The following is an 18,941-nucleotide window of genomic DNA, read 5'->3' on the forward strand; positions in this document are numbered from 1 at the left end:
GAATTCAAGAAGATTTTCCTAACCTGTCAATTACTTAATTCTATTAAAATGACAATTCAATTAAACAGCGTAGTAGCGCTAACCTATGATCTTTACACAAAAGAAAACGATCAAGAAGTATTTGTAGAAAAAGCTGATGAGCAAAATCCTCTAGTTTTTTTATTTGGAGTAGGAATGATGCTTCCAAAGTTTGAAGAAAATTTAGCTGGCTTAAATGCTGGTGATAGCTATGACTTCCATTTGGCTGCCGAAGATGCCTATGGAGTAAAAGATGATAGTCGTGTAACTGATCTCCCAAAGGAGATGTTTGGCGATATGGAAATTCCAGCTGTTGGTTCAATTTTGCCTTTACAAGATGATCAAGGTCACCAGTTTAGCGCAAGAGTAAAAGAAGTCACTGAAGCTGCAGTAATTGTTGATTTAAATCATCCTATGGCTGGCCAAGATTTACACTTTATTGGTAAAATCATTTCTGTACGTGCTGCAACTGATGAGGAATTAGCTCATGGGCATGCGCACGGTGCTGATGGTCATGCATCGCACTAAATTTTGATTCTTATTTAGAGAGGGCATTGAATTTTCAATGCCCTTTTTTATTAAAAAAAAATAAAAAATCATCTATTCTTCATCTTGCCTAGATAGTTTTATAGAAAAAATATTAAGATCATGAAGAAACAAACACAACTAAAAGGTGCTCTACTTCTATTAAGTATAGCATTATTGAGCCTTGGATCTTGTAAAAAAGATTCAATGTCAATTGATAATGAACTTGAGTTCGCTAAACTTGAAGCGATAACGATTAGTAGTACCTCCGCTTTAGGGAATAGTTATGGTAATTCCGATAGTTTATATGCTATGGAAGCTTGCAAAAAGGGAAATAAGAAAAGTCCAATTGAATTAGCCACCCTTTCTTCATCAATTACTAATTATCTGACTACTAATTATGCTGGTTTTACTTTCCAGAAGGCTTTTCAGATTACAAACCAAACCAGTGCAGCAGTAGATAGCTATGTTGTTGTTATTCAGTTTAATTCAAAGCCTGTTGCTTTAAAATTTGATGCTGCGGGTGCTTTTGTTAAGGTTTTAGAACTTAGAGAAGGTCGTAATATGAAAGGTCGTGGTGGTTGGCATGCTGGAGGCTTATTTGATCATAGAGATGGTAAGCAACGCGATACTTTGGCTATTAGTGCTATTCCTTCAGCTATAAAGACTTATATGTCAACTACTTATTCGGCCGATACAATTGTACACGCTTTTGTAAATAAGGATCAAAGTATTATTGTGATTAGCAAGAATGTGAATTATTTTGCGACTGCTTTTAGTATAAGTAATACTTTCTTAAAACGTCATCAATTGCCTGCATTCCCGGGTAAAGGCATGTCTATTGCTGCTAGTGCTTTGCCTGCAGTTTCAACTTCTTACTTAACTACTACTTTTCCTAACTATGTTTTCAAAAAGGCATTTGAAATCAAAGCCAATGGGGTAGTAAAGGCTTATTTGGTATTAATTGATGCCAATTTAACTAAATATGCCATTCATTTTGATGCTACAGGTGCTTTTGTAAAAGCTTCTACCATTAGATAGTATTCTTTCTTTATATCTTTCAAGCAGCTTCCATTTTGGGAGCTGCTTTTTTATGTCTAATTCTGCTTTTATCATTCATTTTAGAATTATTCCTGAAGGTGATTGTTTATTTGAATTTGAATATTTTAGTTACTTTTAATCATTCCCAAACAAGCCTTGAAATTCAAATGAAAAAAATCGTTCCTTTTTTATTTTTTATCCTGCTTTCATTCAGCGCAATTGCTCAATCAAAAAATGCTACTATAGCGATTATTCCACAGCCAGTTTCTTTAAAACTGGGTCATGGTTATTTTAAACTTCCAGAAAATATTACTGTTCATACCTCTAACTCACTAGAACTTCAATCAATAATTTCCATTTTAAGCGATAGAATTAAATCGGCGACGGGTTATCAGGTTAGTACTTCAAAAAGTGCTGAAGAAGCAATTATTCACTTAACGGTAAACTCTGTTTATGATCCGAAATTGGGAGATGAGGGGTATCATCTATTCACAAGCCATTCTGGTGTAAAAATCAGTGCAAATAAACCTGCGGGACTATTTTACGGGATGCAAACATTGATTCAATTACTTCCTAAAGAGATTGAAAGTAAGCAATTGCAAGAAAATATAAATTGGCAAATTCCGGTGCTTGAAATCACTGATTATCCTAAACTTGCTTGGCGCGGATTAATGTTTGATGTGGCTAGACATTTCTTTACTAAGGAGGAAGTCAAGCAATACATTGATGCTATGGCTAAATACAAATACAATGTTTTACACTTACATTTAACGGATGATGAGGGCTGGAGAATTGAAATTAAGGGTTTTCCTAAACTGACTGAAGTTGGTGCTTGGAATGTGAAGCGTATTGGTGAATTCGGTGATTTTATTCCTCCAAAACCCGACGAACCACGTAATTATGGTGGTTTTTATACTCAGGAAGATATCAAGGAATTGGTTTCTTATGCAAAAGATAGATTTATAAATATTCTTCCAGAGGTTGATGTGCCTGGACATAGTCTTGCAGCCATTGCCTCTTATCCTGAACTATCATGCACACCCGAAGCCGTAAATTATAAGGTAAGATCCGGTGAAAAAATCATGGACTGGTCGGGTGGTGCTCCTCCTAAAGCATTGGTAGACAATACGCTATGTCCTGCGAATGAGCTTGCATATAGTTTTATGGATACGGTTATAACGCAACTGTCACAACTTTTTCCATTCGAATATATTCATGTTGGTGGGGATGAGGCTCCAATTAACTTCTGGCAGAAAAACCCACAAATCAAGGCACTTATGATTCGTGAAGGCATTGTTGATATTACAAAAGTTCAAGGATATTTTACTCGTAGGATAGAAAAAATTGTGGAATCTAAGGGCAAGAAAATGATGGCTTGGGATGAGGTTTTAGAAGGTGGCGTTAGTCCGACAACAGCTGTAATGAGCTGGCGTGGAATGAAATACGGCATTGAAGCAGCCCATAATCAACATGAGGTGGTAATGAGTCCTACAACTTATGCTTACCTCGATTATATGCAGTCGGATGTGATTTCTGAACCACGGGTTTATGCTTCTTTACGTTTGAACAAAACGTATGAATTTGAGCCAATTCCTGATGGGGTTGATCCCAAATATATAAAAGGGGGGCAAGCTAATTTATGGACTGAACAGGTTTATAATATCCGTCAAGCGGAATACATGACTTGGCCACGTGCTTTTGCAATTGCCGAATCTGTTTGGTCTGAAAAGGATAAAAAAAACTGGCCTGATTTTTTTAATAGGGTAGAGGAGCATTTTAAACGTTTTGATGTTTCAGAAACAAAATATTCGCCTAGCGTGTATGATCCAATTTTTAAAGCTGGTAAAACTGCTGATAAAAGGTTAACAGTAGATTTAAGTTTAGAAATTGAGGGACTTGATATTTATTACAGTTTTGATAATTCCTTCCCAGATCAATTTTATCCTAAATACATGGGCACATTGACCGTTCCAATTGATGCAAAACAGTTGAAGCTAATCACTTACAGGGGGAATAAGCCTATTGGTAGAATGCTTACTATGCCGATTGAGGAATTAAAAAAGCGTGCAAAACTATAGTTTTGTTCATTAAAAAAGCCGGTAATTTGTGTTGCCGGCTTTTTTGTCTTTTGCTTTTCTCTTATTTCTTTTTAGCGTATAATTCTTCGCGCTGCTGTTTTACAGCATCACTTGTAATGTATTCATCATAAGTCATAAGCTTATCGATAATTCCACCAGGTGTTAACTCAATGATGCGGTTCGCTACAGTTTCAGTTAATTCATGATCTCGTGAAGTAAATAAGATAATTCCTTTAAAATCCTTCATTCCGTTGTTTAAAGCGGTGATAGATTCCAGATCTAAGTGGTTAGTAGGCTCATCAAACATTAAAAGATTAGCCTGCTGAAGCATCATTCTTGAGAACATACATCTCATTTTCTCGCCTCCTGATAGCACAGACGACTGCTTTAGAACTTCCTCCCCAGAGAATAACATACGTCCTAAGAAACCTCTAATAAATTGTTCGTCTTTTTCTCCCTCAGAATATTCACGTAGCCAATCCACTAAATTCGTGTCTTTTGCCTTAAAATATTCTGAATTATCATTTGGAATATCGGCAATATTGATGGTCACACCCCATTTAAATTCTCCTTTATAATCTGCATCACGCCCGTTAAGGATATCGTAAAAGGCAGAGGTGGCCAAACTATTTTCTGAAAGAATTGCAATTTTATCCCCCTTATTAACCATAAAGTTAATATCAGAGAATAGTAGTTCTCCATTTAATTCCTTCTTTAGCTTTTCTACTTGAAGTATCTGATCTCCAGCTTCTCTACCCTGGTGATTGAAGATAATTCCCGGATATTTACGGTTTGAAGGCTGAATTTCATCAATATTAATCTTATCTAAAGCCTTTTTACGACTCGTAGCTTGCTTTGATTTCGATGCATTTGCACTAAATCGACGGATAAACTCTTGAAGTTCTTTTACTCTTTCTTCAGTTTTCTTGTTTTGATCTGAACGTTGTTTTAAGGCTAACTGACTAGATTCATACCAGAAAGAATAATTTCCAGTGTAAATATTCATTTTGCTGAAATCAATATCTACCACATGGGTACACACGGTATCTAAAAAGTGCCTATCGTGTGAAACAACAAGGATTATACCCTCATAAGAAGCAAGAAAATCTTCCAGCCACGCAATAGTTTGTATATCCAAATCGTTGGTAGGCTCATCCAAAAGCAGAATGTCTGGTTTCCCAAATAATGCCTGTGCCAACAAGATTCTAACCTTCTGGTTTCCATCTAAATCTTTCAATAAGCTATAGTGAAACTCCTCTTTAATCCCCAAATTGCTAAGCATGGTTGCAGCATTATTTTCTGCATTCCAGCCATCCATTTCAGCAAAAAGGTTTTCAAGTTCACCCGCACGTTCACCATCTTTATCATTAAAATCTTCTTTTGCATAAAGAGCATCTTTTTCTTTCATGATGCTATAAAGCTCTTTGTGACCCATTAATACGGCTTCAATTACTGGGAATTCATCAAAAGCATAGTGGTTTTGTGTTAAAACCGCCATTCTTTCACCTGGAGTGAATGATACTGATCCGCTTGTAGGATCAATCTCTTTAGATAGGATTTTTAAAAATGTAGATTTCCCAGCTCCATTTGCACCGATAATGCCGTAGCAATTACCCGCTGTGAATTTTAAATTTACTTCCTCAAAAAGAGTCCGTTTGCCGTAACGTAATGATAGATTTGATACTGTAATCATGAATTTTTATTAAAATGCAAAGGTACGGATTCAATTTTGTTAAACCTGAATATTAAAAAATTATGCTTCTTTGTAAAAATGAAAAAGATTAGGGAAGAATTATTTAATCAATGTAAGCAATACGTAGAGGATTGCATTAATACCGCAGAACTAGCTATTCAAGATGCTAGGGAGTCGGCAAATGATGATACCAAAAGCAGTGCGGGCGATAAGTTTGAAACAGGCCGTGAAATGATGCAGCAGGAAATTGATAGAAATAGGAAGCAATTAGAAGAGGCTAAGAAAATGAAAATCGCTCTTGAGCAAATTGAGAACTATCAAGCCTCAGAAATTGTTCATTCCGGAAGCCTTGTAATTACGAATTTTGGTAAATTTTATATGAGTATTAGTAGGGGACAGATACAGGTTGATGGGGATAATTATTTCGCTATTTCTGGGGTTTCGCCTATCGGACTTAAACTAATTCGTCAAAAAGTTGGCTATTCCTTTGATTTTAATGGAAAAACATTCAAAATTGAAGCTATTTTTTAATTTTTAAATCCGGTTTGTTCTCTTTCTCAATAGGTGTTGAAATAATTTCTTTATTCATCCACTTAACAATTTCCTTAGTTAATGCTACCCTTCTGTTTGAAAATGCATGATCAGTATTCCAAATTTTATATTCAAAGGTTTTTCTTTTATTATAGTTAGTAAAGGTTGAATTGTTCATGTGCTCATCAATCACCATAATTGGCTTCTTAGAGTTAGCAATCATTTTTTCGATATCATATTGTTTAACATCTTTCAAAATATCGTTAAGAAATTCATTAGGATCACAATTAAGCATCCCTAAAGTCAGAAGATATTCTTTAAGCCCTATCAAATTCCCTTCCGCATCTTTACCTTGAAGAAGAGTGTATGGATTGAAGACCGAAACTGCAAAAATTCCTTTAACCCTCGGATCTTTTAAGCCTGAAATTAACGCTAAACCAGCACCCATACTATGACCTACAAAGGCAATTTTTCCGGTGTCAACCTTTAGTTGGAACCTATTCAGACTGTCTGTAAGGTAATCAAGTACAGCTCCAGCATCTTCAACAGAATTTTTAAACCTAAAAATACCTTGACTGCCCCATGCACCTCGATAATTAAAGTAAACTACATTGATGCCCGCCCTGCGTAAATTCTGCGCCAAATCTAGATTTCTTTCATTTCCGGGTAAACCATGAAGAAGCACAATTGTTGGATGAGGTCCCTTACCGTCTGCTGTATATGCAAATCCATAGATAGTTGAACCAGATGATTTTATTTGCAATTCAACCTGTGCCGCGGGATAAAACTCGTCCGGCTTAAAGTCGTTATAAATATATTCTATATTTTCCTTTTCAGCTTTGGAAGCTTTTGGTTGGCAGGAGGAAAGAATTGTTGTTAGGCTAGCAAGTATTAGAAAAGCAGAAAAAACATTATTCATAGGCATTATAGAAGGGCTAAAACATAAAAAAAGGGTTTAATTTTATGTTAAACCCTTTAATATACAAAATTTTTATTGAATTTCAAAATCAACTTGGGTGTCTCCCCAAAGGAGACTTGCTCTTCCATTATCAGCAATTTCAAAGCTCATCATTTCACTGAATTGCTTGGCTTTACCTGGTTTAACCTGAATGCGTAATGCATCATCACTTTCTTTGTAAACAGTCCCCCAATTTTTCCATGCTTTATTGAAAATGATGGTCCACTCTTTCTCACCAGGAATTGTATATAAGCCGTATTTTCCAGCTGCTAATAATTGGCCTTCAATTTTTAAATCTTGGCTAGTCTCAAAAATAGTAGTCTCATTAGCACCTGTACGCCATACTTTTCCTGCGGGAGCTAATTCGTTTAATGATCTGCCTTTTAATGATGGGCGACTATAATCTATTGATACTGATGCGCCAGATTTTAAGGACTTTGAAACGAGTGCTGGCGGACTAGCTCTTTTGCTTTTATCTTGTTGAGCAAGGGTGGTTAAGTTGAATAAACCACCAAATATCATTGTTAATAAGATTAATTTTTTCATAATTTTTTATCTTGAAATTTAAATATAAGTGTTTAGTCTTAAATAATATCTGTTTTTGAATTAAAAACTTTTAACAATGCTATTATGTAAAGTTTTGGTATCCCAATATCCACTTGCAATGATCCTTCGTATGGTAAATAGGGGATCATTTTCATCTCTTTTTTCTGCTAAAATAAAGGCTGAGCTGAAGCCTCTTTTCTTTAATTCGGGGATAGCTTCTTTATTCCATAATCCAAATGGATAGGCAAAATACTTCACTTCTTTACCCGTAATTTCTTGTAATGTTTTTGTTGGCTTTTCTATCTGTGTTGCCCAATCATCACCTTGGTATTTTTTCACATTTTGATGATCGTATGTATGTGAGCCAATCACATGACCAGCATCAGATAATTCTTTTATTTGCGCCTTGCTCATATAATTTGGCTTACCAATTGATACTGTCATAATAAAAAATACGCCCTTAAAGCCATATTTATTCATTTCTGGAATGGCAGCGGTGTATTGATCTAGTTTAGTGTCATCAAAGGTTAACATAATAGGCTTTTTAGGCAGTTTCTTGCCATAAACTAAATAGTCGTAAAGTTGGTCTGGTAAAATAGTTTGATAGCCACTATCAGCAAGCATTTTCATTTGCGATTTAAACTCTGCCATAGGAACGATATAATCTTTACCCATTTTCCCATCTGTAGCAGTCCAGTTTCTAATTTGATGATAACATAAAATAGGTACTTGCGGTTTGGCAAGAATTTCGGCAGCGCTTGCAGCTTTTTGATTTTCTAAGGATTCCTGACTTTCGCTTTCTTCCTGATTTATCTTATTGTTATCATCGTTTTTTGCTGCTTTGGGCGCTGAATTTTGCTGACATGAACTCATAGCAAGCATAAAAATTATTAAAGGAACTAAGATGGATTTTGTTTTCATGGCTTATTTAAATATCGGCTTTTTGTTTGTTTACGAAAATAGTTAAAATTGACTCATTTTGAACGTCAAAGCGTGTAAAAATAGTATTGAAATGCAAGGAATAAATCGTTTGATAATAATTGCATTACCTTTGCATTTTAAATGGCAAAATGATAGAGAAGGTATTAAAGAATTTAAAGATTGCATCCCTCAATGATATGCAGCGTGTGGCGATTGATTCGGCAAGTGCAAAAGATACGGTAATTTTATCGCCGACAGGCTCTGGGAAGACAATTGCATTTTTAATACCTGTTTTAATGCGTTTAGATCCTTCAAAATCTGGAATACAAGCATTAATACTGGTTCCGTCAAGGGAATTAGCCCTCCAAATTGAGCAGGTTTTTAAAGCAATGGCCACTGGTTTTAAGGTGAATTGCTTTTACGGAGGACATCCAGTTAGGACCGAAAAAAACAATTTGGTTCAGGCGCCTGCTATTGTTATTGGCACTCCCGGAAGAATGGCTTATCATATTCGCCATGAAAATTTTAATCCCGATAGCATCCATACCATTGTGTTGGATGAGTTTGATAAGGCTCTTGAGTTTGGTTTTGAGGATGATATGGCCTTTATAATTAGTCGTTTAAAGAATGTTGAGCGTAGAATTTTAACCTCCGCGACTAAAATGTCGGAGATACCAGATTTTACGGGTCTAAGTAAATCTGCGGAGGTAAATTTCTTGAGTGATTCGAATAGTTTACCTGATCTGAAGATAAAATCAATCATTTCTGAGGCTGCTGATAAGCTTGAGACCTTATTTTCATTGATCTGTAAAATTGGAAATCGCTCTACACTTGTATTTTGTAATCACCGTGAAGCCGTAGATAGGATTAGTGGATTATTATGGGATATGGGGCTTGACCATGGAGTTTTTCATGGTGGTATGGAGCAAGAAGATCGTGAAAAAGCTTTATTGAAGTTCAGAAATGGAAGTTATAGTTTTTTGATTACCACAGATTTAGCTTCCCGCGGATTGGATATTCCTGAAATTGAAAATGTAATTCACTATCAATTACCGCATAATGAGGAAGCTTTTTTGCATAGAAATGGGCGCACAGCAAGAATGAATGCTAGCGGGACGGCTTATATTATCTTAACAGAAGATGAAAAACCTGCATTTTTGAAGGATAATATCGATATTGAAACCCTACCAGAAAAAGATATTGTACCTGAAAATACTGCTTGGGCAACGCTTTATTTGGGAGCAGGGAGGAAGGATAAAATCAATAAAATTGATATTGTCGGACTTTTAATGAAGAAGGGGAAACTTGAAAAGGATGAATTAGGATTGATTGAAGTTCAAGATTTTGCTTCCTATGCCGGTGTAAAACGTATTAAAATTGAGCAGGTGGTTAAATTATTGAAGAACGAAAAAATAAAGAATAAAAAAATAAAAATTGAGGTCTCCAGATAAACGATATGAGCAATAACGACATCATGAAAAAGCTTCGTGTAGCGCTTAAGCTAAACGATCAGGAAATTGTTGAAATCCTTAAACTAGTCGATTTTTCGATTACCAAAGCTGAGTTAGGCGCTATCTTCAGAAATAAGGAGCATGAAAATTTTAAGCCTTGTGGCGATCAGATTTTGAGAAATTTCCTTAATGGACTGATTATTTATAAAAGAGGTCCAAAGCCGGAGGCGGGATTAGGGAGTAAAGATTAGGAGCAAGGAAAAAGGAGCAAGGAACAAAGACAAAAGATTTGAGTAAACAGGAAATTTTAACTTCAGATGTCGCTAGCCTGACAAAGACAATTCATTTCCTGCTTGCAAAGAACCGAGCTTCGAGAACCTCAGCCACCGGGTAGCAGATGTCGCTAGCCTAACCAACTAACCAACTAACCACTAATTACTAATTATTTTCAGATTGAAAAACCTTTTATTACCTTCCCGTTAAATTAACGATTAATTGAGGTTTTTTTATGAGTTTTTTCAAGACCAAATCTGATGGAGAGACCTCACTTCAGGTAGGTTTATATGCTGCGATTACCGTTTTCCTGACCTATACCATGGTTTTTGGATTTCGAAAATCGTTTACAGTTGCAACTTTCGATGGTATTACCATTGCTGGATACAGCTATAAAACAATTCTGGTTATTAGCCAGATGTTGGGTTATATGCTAGCCAAATTCTATGGCATCAAATTTATTTCTGAACTAAAACGTCATGGTAGAGGTAAGATAATCATCTTGCTTACTCTTATTTCATGGCTAAGCTGGCTCTTTTTTGCACTAGTTCCAGCTCCTTACAATATTGCTTTTCTTTTTATCAATGGATTCCCTTTAGGGATGCTTTGGGGTGTAGTTTTTTCTTATGTAGAGGGAAGACGCAGCACTGATTTTATTGGCGCTACCCTTGCAGTCAGCTTTATTTTTGCCTCCGGTTTCGTAAAAACTGTAGGAGGGTGGTTGATGTTGAATTTTGGAATTACAGAATTTTGGGTTCCATTTTATACCGGACTTGTATTTGTGATACCGCTTTTACTTTTTGTGTTTTTAATTGAAAAAATCCCACCTCCAGATGAGGAAGATAAAAAATATCGTATGGATAGGGTTCCGATGCTGGCCGCCGACCGTAAAAAATTCACCAAGCTTTTTCTTCCTGGTCTAGTGGCATGTATTCTAATCTATACCTTCGCCACCATTTTTAGGGATATGCGAGATAACTTTAGTGCCGAAATGTGGAAGGAAATGGGCTTTTTTGATAAACCCGAACTTTTTGCCAAAACAGAAACACCAATAACTCTCATCATTCTCGTACTTGTAGGAAGTATGGTGCTAATTAAAAATAGTTTTAAGGCGCTGATGCTATCACATTTTTTTATTGGATTAGGATTTATTATTGCGGGACTTTCGTCTTATTTTTACATCAGTAATAGTTTATCACCTATTTGGTGGATGACTTTGGTAGGTTTAGGATTATACATGGTTTATATCCCTTTTAATTCGGTCTTTTTTGAACGTTTAATTGCGGCTTTTAAACATACAGGAAATGTAGGTTTCTTAATTTACCTTGCTGATTCGTTTGGTTATGTGGGTAGCGTAGGAGTGATGCTAAGCAAGGAAATATTTAAAGTGCAGCTTAATTGGGTCACTTTTTTCTCTAATAGCGTAATTTGGCTGTCGCTAGTCGGACTAGCACTAACACTTTTTTCTGCGATATATTTTTATACTAAATATGAGGCTTTAGTAAAAAATGCAGATTCTAGATTATAATTATTGATTTGCCTTGAATGAAAATGGAAATACAAAATAAGGAAGCGGTTTTAAATGAATATGGATTAAAGGCCGATACGGTTATTTTAAAACCCTTCGGTACAGGGCATATTAACTCAACGTTTTTGGTATCGATTAAAAGTACCAGCCAACAATTTATATTACAAAGCATCAATATTAATGTTTTTAAGAAGCCTGATATCATCGCTCAAAACGTTAAGCTTGTAGGAGATTATTTAGCAGAACATTATCCTGATTATTTATTCATAGGATCAATCCCCACGCTTTCAGGGAAGGAAATGGCCCTTGTGGAAGGAGTTTATTGGCGATTAACTCAATTTGTAGATAATTCAATTTCATTTGATACTTTGAGCGATCCCAATCAAGCTTATGAGGCGGCATTACAGTTTGGCCGACTAAATAAACTTCTTTCAAATTTCGATGCATCGCAGTTAAAGGAGACAATTCCGGGTTTTCATGATTTGGGACTTCGCTACCAGCAGTTTACAGATGCGCTAGCTTCAGCGCCAGATGATCTTAAAAAACACGCCGAAAAAGAAATAAATACGGCGCTGCATTATCGTTTTATTCTCGATTATTTTGATTCATTTAAAGACTCTTCTGAGTTTCCAGATCGTGCCATGCATCACGATACCAAGATTAGCAATATGCTCTTCGATAGGGATAGTCTGAAGGGTATTTGTGTAATTGATTTGGATACGCTTATGGCCGGTAAATTCATTTCTGATTTAGGAGATATGATGCGGACATACCTTTGTGCCTTTTCTGAAAATGAACCAGATATTAGTAAAATCACCATTCGCATAGAATATTTTGAGGCCATTGTAAAAGGTTATTTACATGAAATGGGATCCATTTTAAGTCCCGTAGAAAGAGAACTCATACTTTTTTCAGGCAAATATTTGATCTATATGCAGGCCATAAGATTTTTAAGCGATTATCTCAATGGAAGTATCTATTACCCGATATCTTACCCGGAACAAAACCTTGATCGGACTAAAAATCAATTCAAATTATTGTCCGAATTGTTTGACAATGAAAAAATACTGGTAGATATTGTGAATAAATGTTTGAATGAGCATGATTTAGATGCCTAGCGACTAATTATTTGATAATCTGTTATTTAGCTTTCTCTTCCTAAGGTCATTTTTTTATTTTTATTGTTGTAACATATTGTTTTTCTCAATTTATTTCACTATATTGCTTTAAACATAAAAATTCAAAAAACTAAAAATCAATTAATGGAAACCGGTACAGTAAAATTTTTCAATGAATCCAAAGGATTCGGATTTATTACCAAAGAGGATGGCAAAGAAATTTTTGTCCATGTAAGTGGATTAAAGCAGGATATAAGACAAAATGATAAGGTTGAGTTTGAGGTTGAGGAAGGTAAAAAAGGTCTTAGTGCAGTAAATGTAAGACTTGCCTAATTTTGTATTAAAATTACATCCTAAAAAGAAGCCGTGTTGAAATAATCAACACGGCTTCTTTGTTTTAAGGCTTCATTTTTTATTTTTCCAGGTTTAGGAAAACAAATTGATTATCGAATACATCCAGTTTTATTTTGCTGTCTTTATCAATTTTTCCTGCAAGTATTTCTTTTGATAACTCATTAAGAATTCGTTTTTGAATGACTCTTTTTAATGGACGCGCACCAAACTGTGGGTCATAGCCTAATTGTGATAACCAATCTAGCGCTTCATCGCTTGCTTCAATCTCTATTCCCATCTCAGAAAGCGTATCTTGAACTCCTTTAAACTGTAGTGAAACAATATCCCTTAGTTCTGCACGGCTTAATGGTGTGAACATAATCAGCTCATCAATTCTATTTAGAAATTCGGGGCGTATAGTTTGTTTCAAAAGTTCAAATAACTCTGCCTTAGTTTTGGCAATCACCTGATCTCTATTTATTTCAGTTAGATCCTTGAAATTATCTTGTATTAGATGTGATCCAATATTAGATGTCATGATGATGATGGTATTTTTAAAATCCACCAATCTGCCTTTATTATCAGTTAAGCGACCGTCATCTAAAACTTGCAATAAGATATTAAATACATCCGGATGTGCTTTTTCTATCTCATCGAGTAAAATAACTGAATAAGGTTTTCTACGCACAGCTTCTGTTAATTGTCCGCCTTCATCATAACCTACATATCCTGGAGGCGCTCCAATGAGTCGCGAAACAGCATGACGCTCTTGATATTCGCTCATATCAATTCGGATCATGGCATGCTCATCATTAAATAGGTATTCGGCTAATGCCTTTGCAAGTTCCGTTTTACCCACTCCTGTAGTGCCTAGGAAGATGAATGAGCCAATAGGCTTACGTTTATCTTGCAGACCAGCCCTAGAGCGTCTGATGGCATCAGAAATAGCTTCAATGGCTTCCTCTTGCCCAGCAACTCGTTTATGCAATTCTGCCTCCATGTGTAAGAGCTTCTCACGTTCACTTTGGATCATTTTAGTAACCGGTACACCGGTCCAGCGTGAAACAATCCCAGCAATATCCTCAGCAGTAACCTCTTCTTTTAACATTCGGTTGTCAAGTTGGGTCTCAGCTAATTGTTTTTTGAGAAGTTCTACTTGATCTTGCGCTTGTTTAATTTTTCCATATCTCAACTCAGCTACTTTACCATAATCTCCGGCGCGCTCTGCTTGGTCAGCCTCTAATTTAAAGTGTTCAATTTGCTCGCCTTCATTGTTTATGGCATCCACAAGGTCTTTTTCTGCCTTCCAACTTGCTTTTAAAGAATCGCGTTCATTTGAGAGATTGGCAATTTCTTCAGAGAGTTCCTTGACTTTTTTCTCATCATTTTCTCTTTTAATGGCCTCGCGTTCAATCTCGAGCTGCATAATTTTACGGTTAAGCTCATCCACTACTTCTGGTACTGAATCCATTTCTAAACGTAGCTTAGATGCAGCCTCGTCCATTAAGTCGATAGCCTTATCGGGAAGAAAACGATCTGAAATATACCTTTGCGATAATTCTACAGCTGCAATAATTGCTTCATCTTTAATTCTAACTTTATGATGTGTTTCATAGCGTTCTTTTAATCCTCTAAGGATGGAGATAGCATCTTGCGTATTCGGCTCATCCACCATCACTTTCTGGAATCGGCGCTCCAAAGCCTTATCTTTTTCGAAGTATTTTTGATACTCATTAAGAGTGGTTGCCCCAATTGCTCTTAACTCTCCACGGGCAAGAGCAGGTTTTAGAATGTTTGCAGCATCCATAGCACCCTCGCCGCCACCTGCGCCTACCAGGGTATGTATTTCATCAATAAATAGGATTATTTCTCCATCGCTTTGAGTAACTTCCTTAATCACGGCTTTCAGGCGTTCTTCAAATTCGCCCTTGTATTTTGCTCCAGCAATCAATGAACCCATGTCTAAAGAGAAAACGGTTTTCGATTTTAGGTTTTCGGGAACATCGCCCTGTATCACACGAAAGGCAATACCTTCGGCGATGGCAGTCTTACCTACACCAGGTTCACCAATTAAAATCGGATTGTTTTTAGTCCGACGTGAGAGTATTTGAATCACACGTCTAATTTCTTCATCACGACCAATTACAGGGTCGAGTTTACCCGATTCGGCATATTCATTCAGGTTACGTGCATATTTGTTTAGGGCATTATAAGTGGCTTCAGCATTCTGATCAGTTACTCGCGAATTTCCCCTTAACTCCAAAATAGCTTTTTTAAGGTCCTTCTCATTCATTCCAGCATCTTTTAAGATGGAACTTATTTTGTCGCTAGTGGCTAATAATCCCAAAAGAATATGCTCAACCGAGACAAATTCATCTTTAAACTCTTTTAAATAGGACATTGCTTTTTGTAGTGCTGTATTAGCTCCAGACGATAGATAAATTTCACTTCCGCTTACCTTTGGAAAACTTTGAATTTGAGCGTCAAGTACTTCTGTAATTCGATTTATATTGATGTTCAGCTTTTTTAATAGATAACTGATTACATTCTCATCAACAGTTAACAATCCTTTAAGCAGATGTGCAGTTTCAATAGCTTGCTGCTGATTGCCGCTTGCTATTTCTGAAGCCTTTTGTACTGCTTCTTGTGCCTTAATGGTGAAGTTATTTAAATTCATAGTGATTAACAATAAGCAAATTAGCTGCCATTTCTGTTTAAGTTCAAGGAACTGCAATTTCGTCAGTTAAAATAATTTCTATCTGACTAATTGTCTGATTTTCAAATTTTTATCCTGAATATTTGTCCCATTTTATTGACAAACAAAGCTTCATAATGTTTGTTAATTGGCTAAAAAATAAAAAACTCCTGAGTTTTAGCTCAGGAGTTTTTTATTGGGAATATTTTTTGCTTATGCCGAAAGGATATTCTTTAAGGTATTTGTTTGATGGTCGGCAAGTTTTTGCAGTGGACCAGCAACAATCATTTTCATCATCATGTTTAAATCAGCTGAAATGGCGTGTGTTGCTTCTGTTTGACCATCTCCATTATCGTTAAGCGTCCATTTAAGTTCTAATGCAAATGGAACATCTTCGGTTGGAGTGGCAATAATCTCTTTATTTTCTATAATTGAAGAGATTTTAATGGCAAGTTTAGCCATATTTTGAATGGTAAATCTTGCTTCATCTTTTGTTGACGACCAATTATAAATATTGTCGGGCATCAGTTGTTGATGGTTATTTAGGTCGGAAAGAAACTCAAAAACCTCATTTGCAGGTTTATTAATTTGGACCTTACTTTCTATGATTGTCATAAAATTAATTTAGGATTTATTGTCCCCAAGCTTCTGGGTTTTCACGCCATTTTCTTAAGATATTTAAGTCTTCGGCAGAAACGAAATTATGTTCAGCTGCATATTCAATTAAGGCAGTATAATTGGATAAAGTTAAAAATCTACATTTCGCATTTTTAAAATTCTCATCTGCAGCATCAAAACCATAATTGAAGATACCAACTAGTCCCGCAACCTCACAACCCGCCTCTCTCAAGGCATGCACGGCTTGTAAACTGCTTTTACCTGTCGAAATTAGGTCTTCTACAACTACAACACGTTGCCCAGGGGTATATTCCCCTTCAATTAAATTGCCTCTTCCATGTTCTTTCGCTTTTGCCCGAACATAAATAAAGGGTAAACCTAATTCTTGTGCAACTAACGCGCCCTGAGGGATTCCCGCTGTAGCTACACCTGCAATTACTGCAACAGAGCCAAATTCCTCTTGAATTAAGGTAGAAAGTTGCTGTCTAATATAGGTTCGGATAGATGGATGTGATAAAGTGATACGATTATCGCAGTATATTGGAGATTTCCATCCCGAAGCCCATGTAAATGGCTTACTAGGTTGTAATTTAATTGCTTTAATTTGTAGCAGAAATTCGGCTACTTTTTGTTCAACTTCACTCTTATTAATCATGGCACAAATTTATAAAATTTATATCAACCAAGCAGTTTTAATCATTACAGAATCTGTACCAAAAAATATCACTGATTATCAGATACTTAGCATCACTGATTTTAATTTTTCTGAATTTTATGACCATGCCAAGCTTCTAGAAAGCCCCAAAATATTTTTTCTTTTATCTCCACAGTTCAAGCCCATCTTCAAAAGTATCAAGCGTTCTATGATTACCATAAAAGCTGCAGGTGGGATAGTGAAAAATGAATTAAATCAATGTTTATTTATTTTTAGAAACGGTAAATGGGATCTACCAAAGGGGAAAATTGAAAAGGATGAAAATTCAAGAGTTGCTGCTATACGTGAAGTTGAAGAGGAATGTGGTATCAAAATCGAGTCAAGCGGTGAAAAATTTTGTAATACCTACCATATTTATGAGATGAATGGAGCTAGGGTAATTAAAAAAACGGCTTGGTATTGGATGAAATCGAGTAAACTTGAAAAATTAATTCCGCAATTAGAAGAAGGAATTACCGATGTGCGTTGGATATCGAAAGCTGATTTATCTTTAGTTCGAGAAAATACCTATCCTTTAATTAAGGATTTATTGCAGGTAATTGATTGAATATTAGAGTAAATTGACTGCCTCTTTAGGAATAAATTGACTTACATCGCCATTATTTCGCATGATATCACGCACAATTGTTGAACTTATGGAGGAGTATCCTGGCTTACTCACAATAAAAATGCTTTCAATATCTGGTGCGAGGGCATGATTCATTTGGGCAATTGCTTTTTCATATTCAAAATCTGAAACGGTACGTATGCCTCTAATCATGTACTTAGCATCTATTTTCTTACAAAATTCGACGGTTAGTCCCTCATAAGTTTGCACTTCAACCTTAGGCTCATCTGCAAAAACGGCTCTTAATATTTCTTTACGTTTCTCCAGATTTAAATAAGCTGCCTTCGTACTGTTTAAGCCAATTCCAATCACAACCTTATCAAATAGTGGTAATGCACGTTTTAAAATATCAACATGTGCTTTGGTTACTGGATCAAATGATCCTGGGAAAAGTGCGATTTTCATGGCTTTGATTTAAAAAATATTATTTCGGTCTGATAGATTGTGATGCATAGCCCCATATTTTCAATCTTCATTAAAATTTTATAAAATTAAAATTAATTGATGATATCTAGATAAATTACTGGTTTCCCCCAAAAAAGCTAAATGAGGAAGAGCCATATTTTCGCTGCTCAATAAATAGAGGATGATTATCTATTTTCTTCATGCTTGGATGCTCAATTATTAAATAGCCATTTTCTTTCAACAGGTTTTTCTCAAGTACTTTCGTTGCAATGAGGTTCATTTGTGGAAGATCGTAGGGAGGATCAGCAAAAATTAAGTCAAATTGCTCTGTTTCTAATTCTAAATATTTGAAAACATCCGATTTAAATGGCTTAACATTGGTTAGTTCGTATTGTTTGATTAGCGATTTTAAGTAGTTGATACATCCAAAATCTCTATCTACCGAATAAATTTCAGGAACGCCACGAGATGCAAATTCCATCGTAATATTTCCTGTCCCACTAAATAAATCTAAAACTTTTAAATTATCGAAATCAAACTGATTATTGAGAATATTAAATAAGGCTTCCTTTGCCTGGTCAGTTGTTGGTCTAACAGGAAGATTAGCCGGAGGATTTAAGCGTTGACCTTTTAATTTCCCACCTATTATTCGCATTGGTCGAGTGAAATTAGCGCGAAAAAGTGATGCCTTAATACCTCATTGAATTTTTCAGGATGTCTCACAATTAGCTCAGCATCAGTAAATTGAATATCTTCAAAATATTTTTCTATACGTTGATAAGATTCATCATCTTTTACTACTTTTCCTGAAAGAAGCATTGAACAATCTTGAACATTTATTTTGAGTGTCTCAATACAATTTAGAATGAAGTAGTTCAATTCATCGG

The 18,941-nt window shown here is 35.7% G+C and carries 20 protein-coding genes; 10 read left to right on the forward strand and 10 right to left on the reverse strand.

The window, feature by feature from the left end; genetic code table 11:
• Positions 1 to 48 precede the first annotated feature (48 nt).
• The 3 genes from ACIQ0D_RS01050 (at position 49) to ACIQ0D_RS01060 (ending at position 3,662) form a co-directional block, all read left to right on the forward strand.
• The gene (locus ACIQ0D_RS01050; RefSeq protein WP_395802243.1) at positions 49 to 546 is read left to right on the forward strand and encodes a peptidylprolyl isomerase; all 498 of its coding nucleotides are present in this window, start codon (positions 49 to 51) and stop codon (positions 544 to 546) included.
• A gap of 120 nt (positions 547 to 666) precedes the next feature.
• Positions 667 to 1,584 (forward strand): PepSY-like domain-containing protein, encoded by a 918-nt coding sequence (locus ACIQ0D_RS01055; RefSeq protein WP_395802245.1) that lies wholly within the window; start codon positions 667 to 669, stop codon positions 1,582 to 1,584.
• A 167-nt stretch (positions 1,585 to 1,751) separates the two neighbouring features.
• Positions 1,752 to 3,662 (forward strand): beta-N-acetylhexosaminidase, encoded by a 1,911-nt coding sequence (locus tag ACIQ0D_RS01060; RefSeq protein ID WP_395802247.1) that lies wholly within the window; start codon positions 1,752 to 1,754, stop codon positions 3,660 to 3,662.
• A gap of 61 nt (positions 3,663 to 3,723) precedes the next feature.
• Here ACIQ0D_RS01060 and ACIQ0D_RS01065 read toward each other — a convergent pair whose 3' ends face one another.
• Positions 3,724 to 5,355: an ABC-F family ATP-binding cassette domain-containing protein gene (locus ACIQ0D_RS01065; protein WP_395802249.1), complete on the reverse strand. Its 1,632-nt coding sequence runs from the start codon at positions 5,353 to 5,355 to the stop codon at positions 3,724 to 3,726.
• 78 nt (positions 5,356 to 5,433) lie between these two features.
• On the opposite strand from ACIQ0D_RS01065, the gene ACIQ0D_RS01070 reads away from it, so the two are divergent.
• On the forward strand, positions 5,434 to 5,886 hold the full coding sequence (locus tag ACIQ0D_RS01070) for a 3-oxoacyl-ACP synthase (RefSeq protein ID WP_395802251.1): 453 nt from the start codon (positions 5,434 to 5,436) through the stop codon (positions 5,884 to 5,886).
• On the opposite strand, the gene ACIQ0D_RS01075 is transcribed toward ACIQ0D_RS01070, so the two are convergent.
• From ACIQ0D_RS01075 to ACIQ0D_RS01085, 3 genes are all read right to left on the reverse strand, one after another.
• A complete protein-coding gene (locus tag ACIQ0D_RS01075) occupies positions 5,876 to 6,805 on the reverse strand; it encodes an alpha/beta hydrolase (protein WP_395802253.1) in 930 nt (309 codons plus the stop codon). The genes ACIQ0D_RS01070 and ACIQ0D_RS01075 overlap by 11 nt on opposite strands.
• A 72-nt stretch (positions 6,806 to 6,877) precedes the next feature.
• The gene (locus ACIQ0D_RS01080; protein WP_395802255.1) at positions 6,878 to 7,390 is read right to left on the reverse strand and encodes a DUF2911 domain-containing protein; all 513 of its coding nucleotides are present in this window, start codon (positions 7,388 to 7,390) and stop codon (positions 6,878 to 6,880) included.
• Between the two features lie 60 nt (positions 7,391 to 7,450).
• The gene (locus tag ACIQ0D_RS01085) at positions 7,451 to 8,311 is read right to left on the reverse strand and encodes a polysaccharide deacetylase family protein (protein WP_395802257.1); all 861 of its coding nucleotides are present in this window, start codon (positions 8,309 to 8,311) and stop codon (positions 7,451 to 7,453) included.
• A 149-nt stretch (positions 8,312 to 8,460) separates the two neighbouring features.
• Between ACIQ0D_RS01085 and ACIQ0D_RS01090 the strand changes: the two genes are divergently transcribed.
• From ACIQ0D_RS01090 to ACIQ0D_RS01110, 5 genes are all read left to right on the forward strand, one after another.
• Positions 8,461 to 9,762: a DEAD/DEAH box helicase gene (locus tag ACIQ0D_RS01090; protein WP_395802259.1), complete on the forward strand. Its 1,302-nt coding sequence runs from the start codon at positions 8,461 to 8,463 to the stop codon at positions 9,760 to 9,762.
• A 5-nt stretch (positions 9,763 to 9,767) separates the two neighbouring features.
• Positions 9,768 to 10,013 carry a DUF1456 family protein gene (locus ACIQ0D_RS01095; protein WP_395802261.1) on the forward strand — a complete coding sequence of 82 codons (246 nt, stop codon included), beginning with the start codon at positions 9,768 to 9,770 and terminating at the stop codon, positions 10,011 to 10,013.
• Positions 10,014 to 10,270: 257 nt separating this feature from the next.
• A complete protein-coding gene (locus tag ACIQ0D_RS01100; RefSeq protein WP_395802263.1) occupies positions 10,271 to 11,563 on the forward strand; it encodes a DUF5690 family protein in 1,293 nt (430 codons plus the stop codon).
• Positions 11,564 to 11,580: 17 nt separating this feature from the next.
• Positions 11,581 to 12,681 (forward strand): phosphotransferase enzyme family protein, encoded by a 1,101-nt coding sequence (locus ACIQ0D_RS01105; protein ID WP_395802265.1) that lies wholly within the window; start codon positions 11,581 to 11,583, stop codon positions 12,679 to 12,681.
• Positions 12,682 to 12,825: 144 nt separating this feature from the next.
• A complete protein-coding gene (locus tag ACIQ0D_RS01110) occupies positions 12,826 to 13,014 on the forward strand; it encodes a cold-shock protein (RefSeq protein WP_395802267.1) in 189 nt (62 codons plus the stop codon).
• A 79-nt stretch (positions 13,015 to 13,093) separates the two neighbouring features.
• Here the strand turns inward: ACIQ0D_RS01110 and clpB are convergent, their stop codons facing one another.
• From clpB to pyrE, 3 genes are all read right to left on the reverse strand, one after another.
• Entirely contained in the window at positions 13,094 to 15,691 is a 2,598-nt protein-coding gene (gene clpB / locus ACIQ0D_RS01115; protein ID WP_395802269.1) for an ATP-dependent chaperone ClpB, read from the reverse strand.
• Between the two features lie 231 nt (positions 15,692 to 15,922).
• Positions 15,923 to 16,324 carry an SRPBCC family protein gene (locus tag ACIQ0D_RS01120; protein WP_395802271.1) on the reverse strand — a complete coding sequence of 134 codons (402 nt, stop codon included), beginning with the start codon at positions 16,322 to 16,324 and terminating at the stop codon, positions 15,923 to 15,925.
• A 16-nt stretch (positions 16,325 to 16,340) separates the two neighbouring features.
• Positions 16,341 to 16,982, reverse strand: a complete 642-nt coding sequence (pyrE, locus tag ACIQ0D_RS01125; protein WP_395802273.1) for an orotate phosphoribosyltransferase — start codon at positions 16,980 to 16,982, stop codon at positions 16,341 to 16,343.
• On the opposite strand from pyrE, the gene ACIQ0D_RS01130 reads away from it, so the two are divergent.
• Positions 16,981 to 17,589: an NUDIX hydrolase gene (locus tag ACIQ0D_RS01130; RefSeq protein WP_395802275.1), complete on the forward strand. Its 609-nt coding sequence runs from the start codon at positions 16,981 to 16,983 to the stop codon at positions 17,587 to 17,589. The genes pyrE and ACIQ0D_RS01130 overlap by 2 nt on opposite strands.
• A 3-nt stretch (positions 17,590 to 17,592) precedes the next feature.
• On the opposite strand, the gene coaD is transcribed toward ACIQ0D_RS01130, so the two are convergent.
• The 3 genes from coaD to ACIQ0D_RS01145 form a co-directional block, all read right to left on the reverse strand.
• A complete protein-coding gene (coaD, locus tag ACIQ0D_RS01135) occupies positions 17,593 to 18,054 on the reverse strand; it encodes a pantetheine-phosphate adenylyltransferase (protein ID WP_395802277.1) in 462 nt (153 codons plus the stop codon).
• A 115-nt stretch (positions 18,055 to 18,169) separates the two neighbouring features.
• Positions 18,170 to 18,709, reverse strand: a complete 540-nt coding sequence (locus ACIQ0D_RS01140; protein ID WP_395802279.1) for an RsmD family RNA methyltransferase — start codon at positions 18,707 to 18,709, stop codon at positions 18,170 to 18,172.
• A partial coding sequence (locus tag ACIQ0D_RS01145) for a DUF3822 family protein (RefSeq protein ID WP_395802281.1) occupies positions 18,700 to 18,941 on the reverse strand: 242 nt, incomplete at its 5' end. The genes ACIQ0D_RS01140 and ACIQ0D_RS01145, both read right to left, overlap by 10 nt.

Source organism: Daejeonella sp., from assembly GCF_044342615.1.
Lineage (GTDB): Bacteria > Bacteroidota > Bacteroidia > Sphingobacteriales > Sphingobacteriaceae > Daejeonella.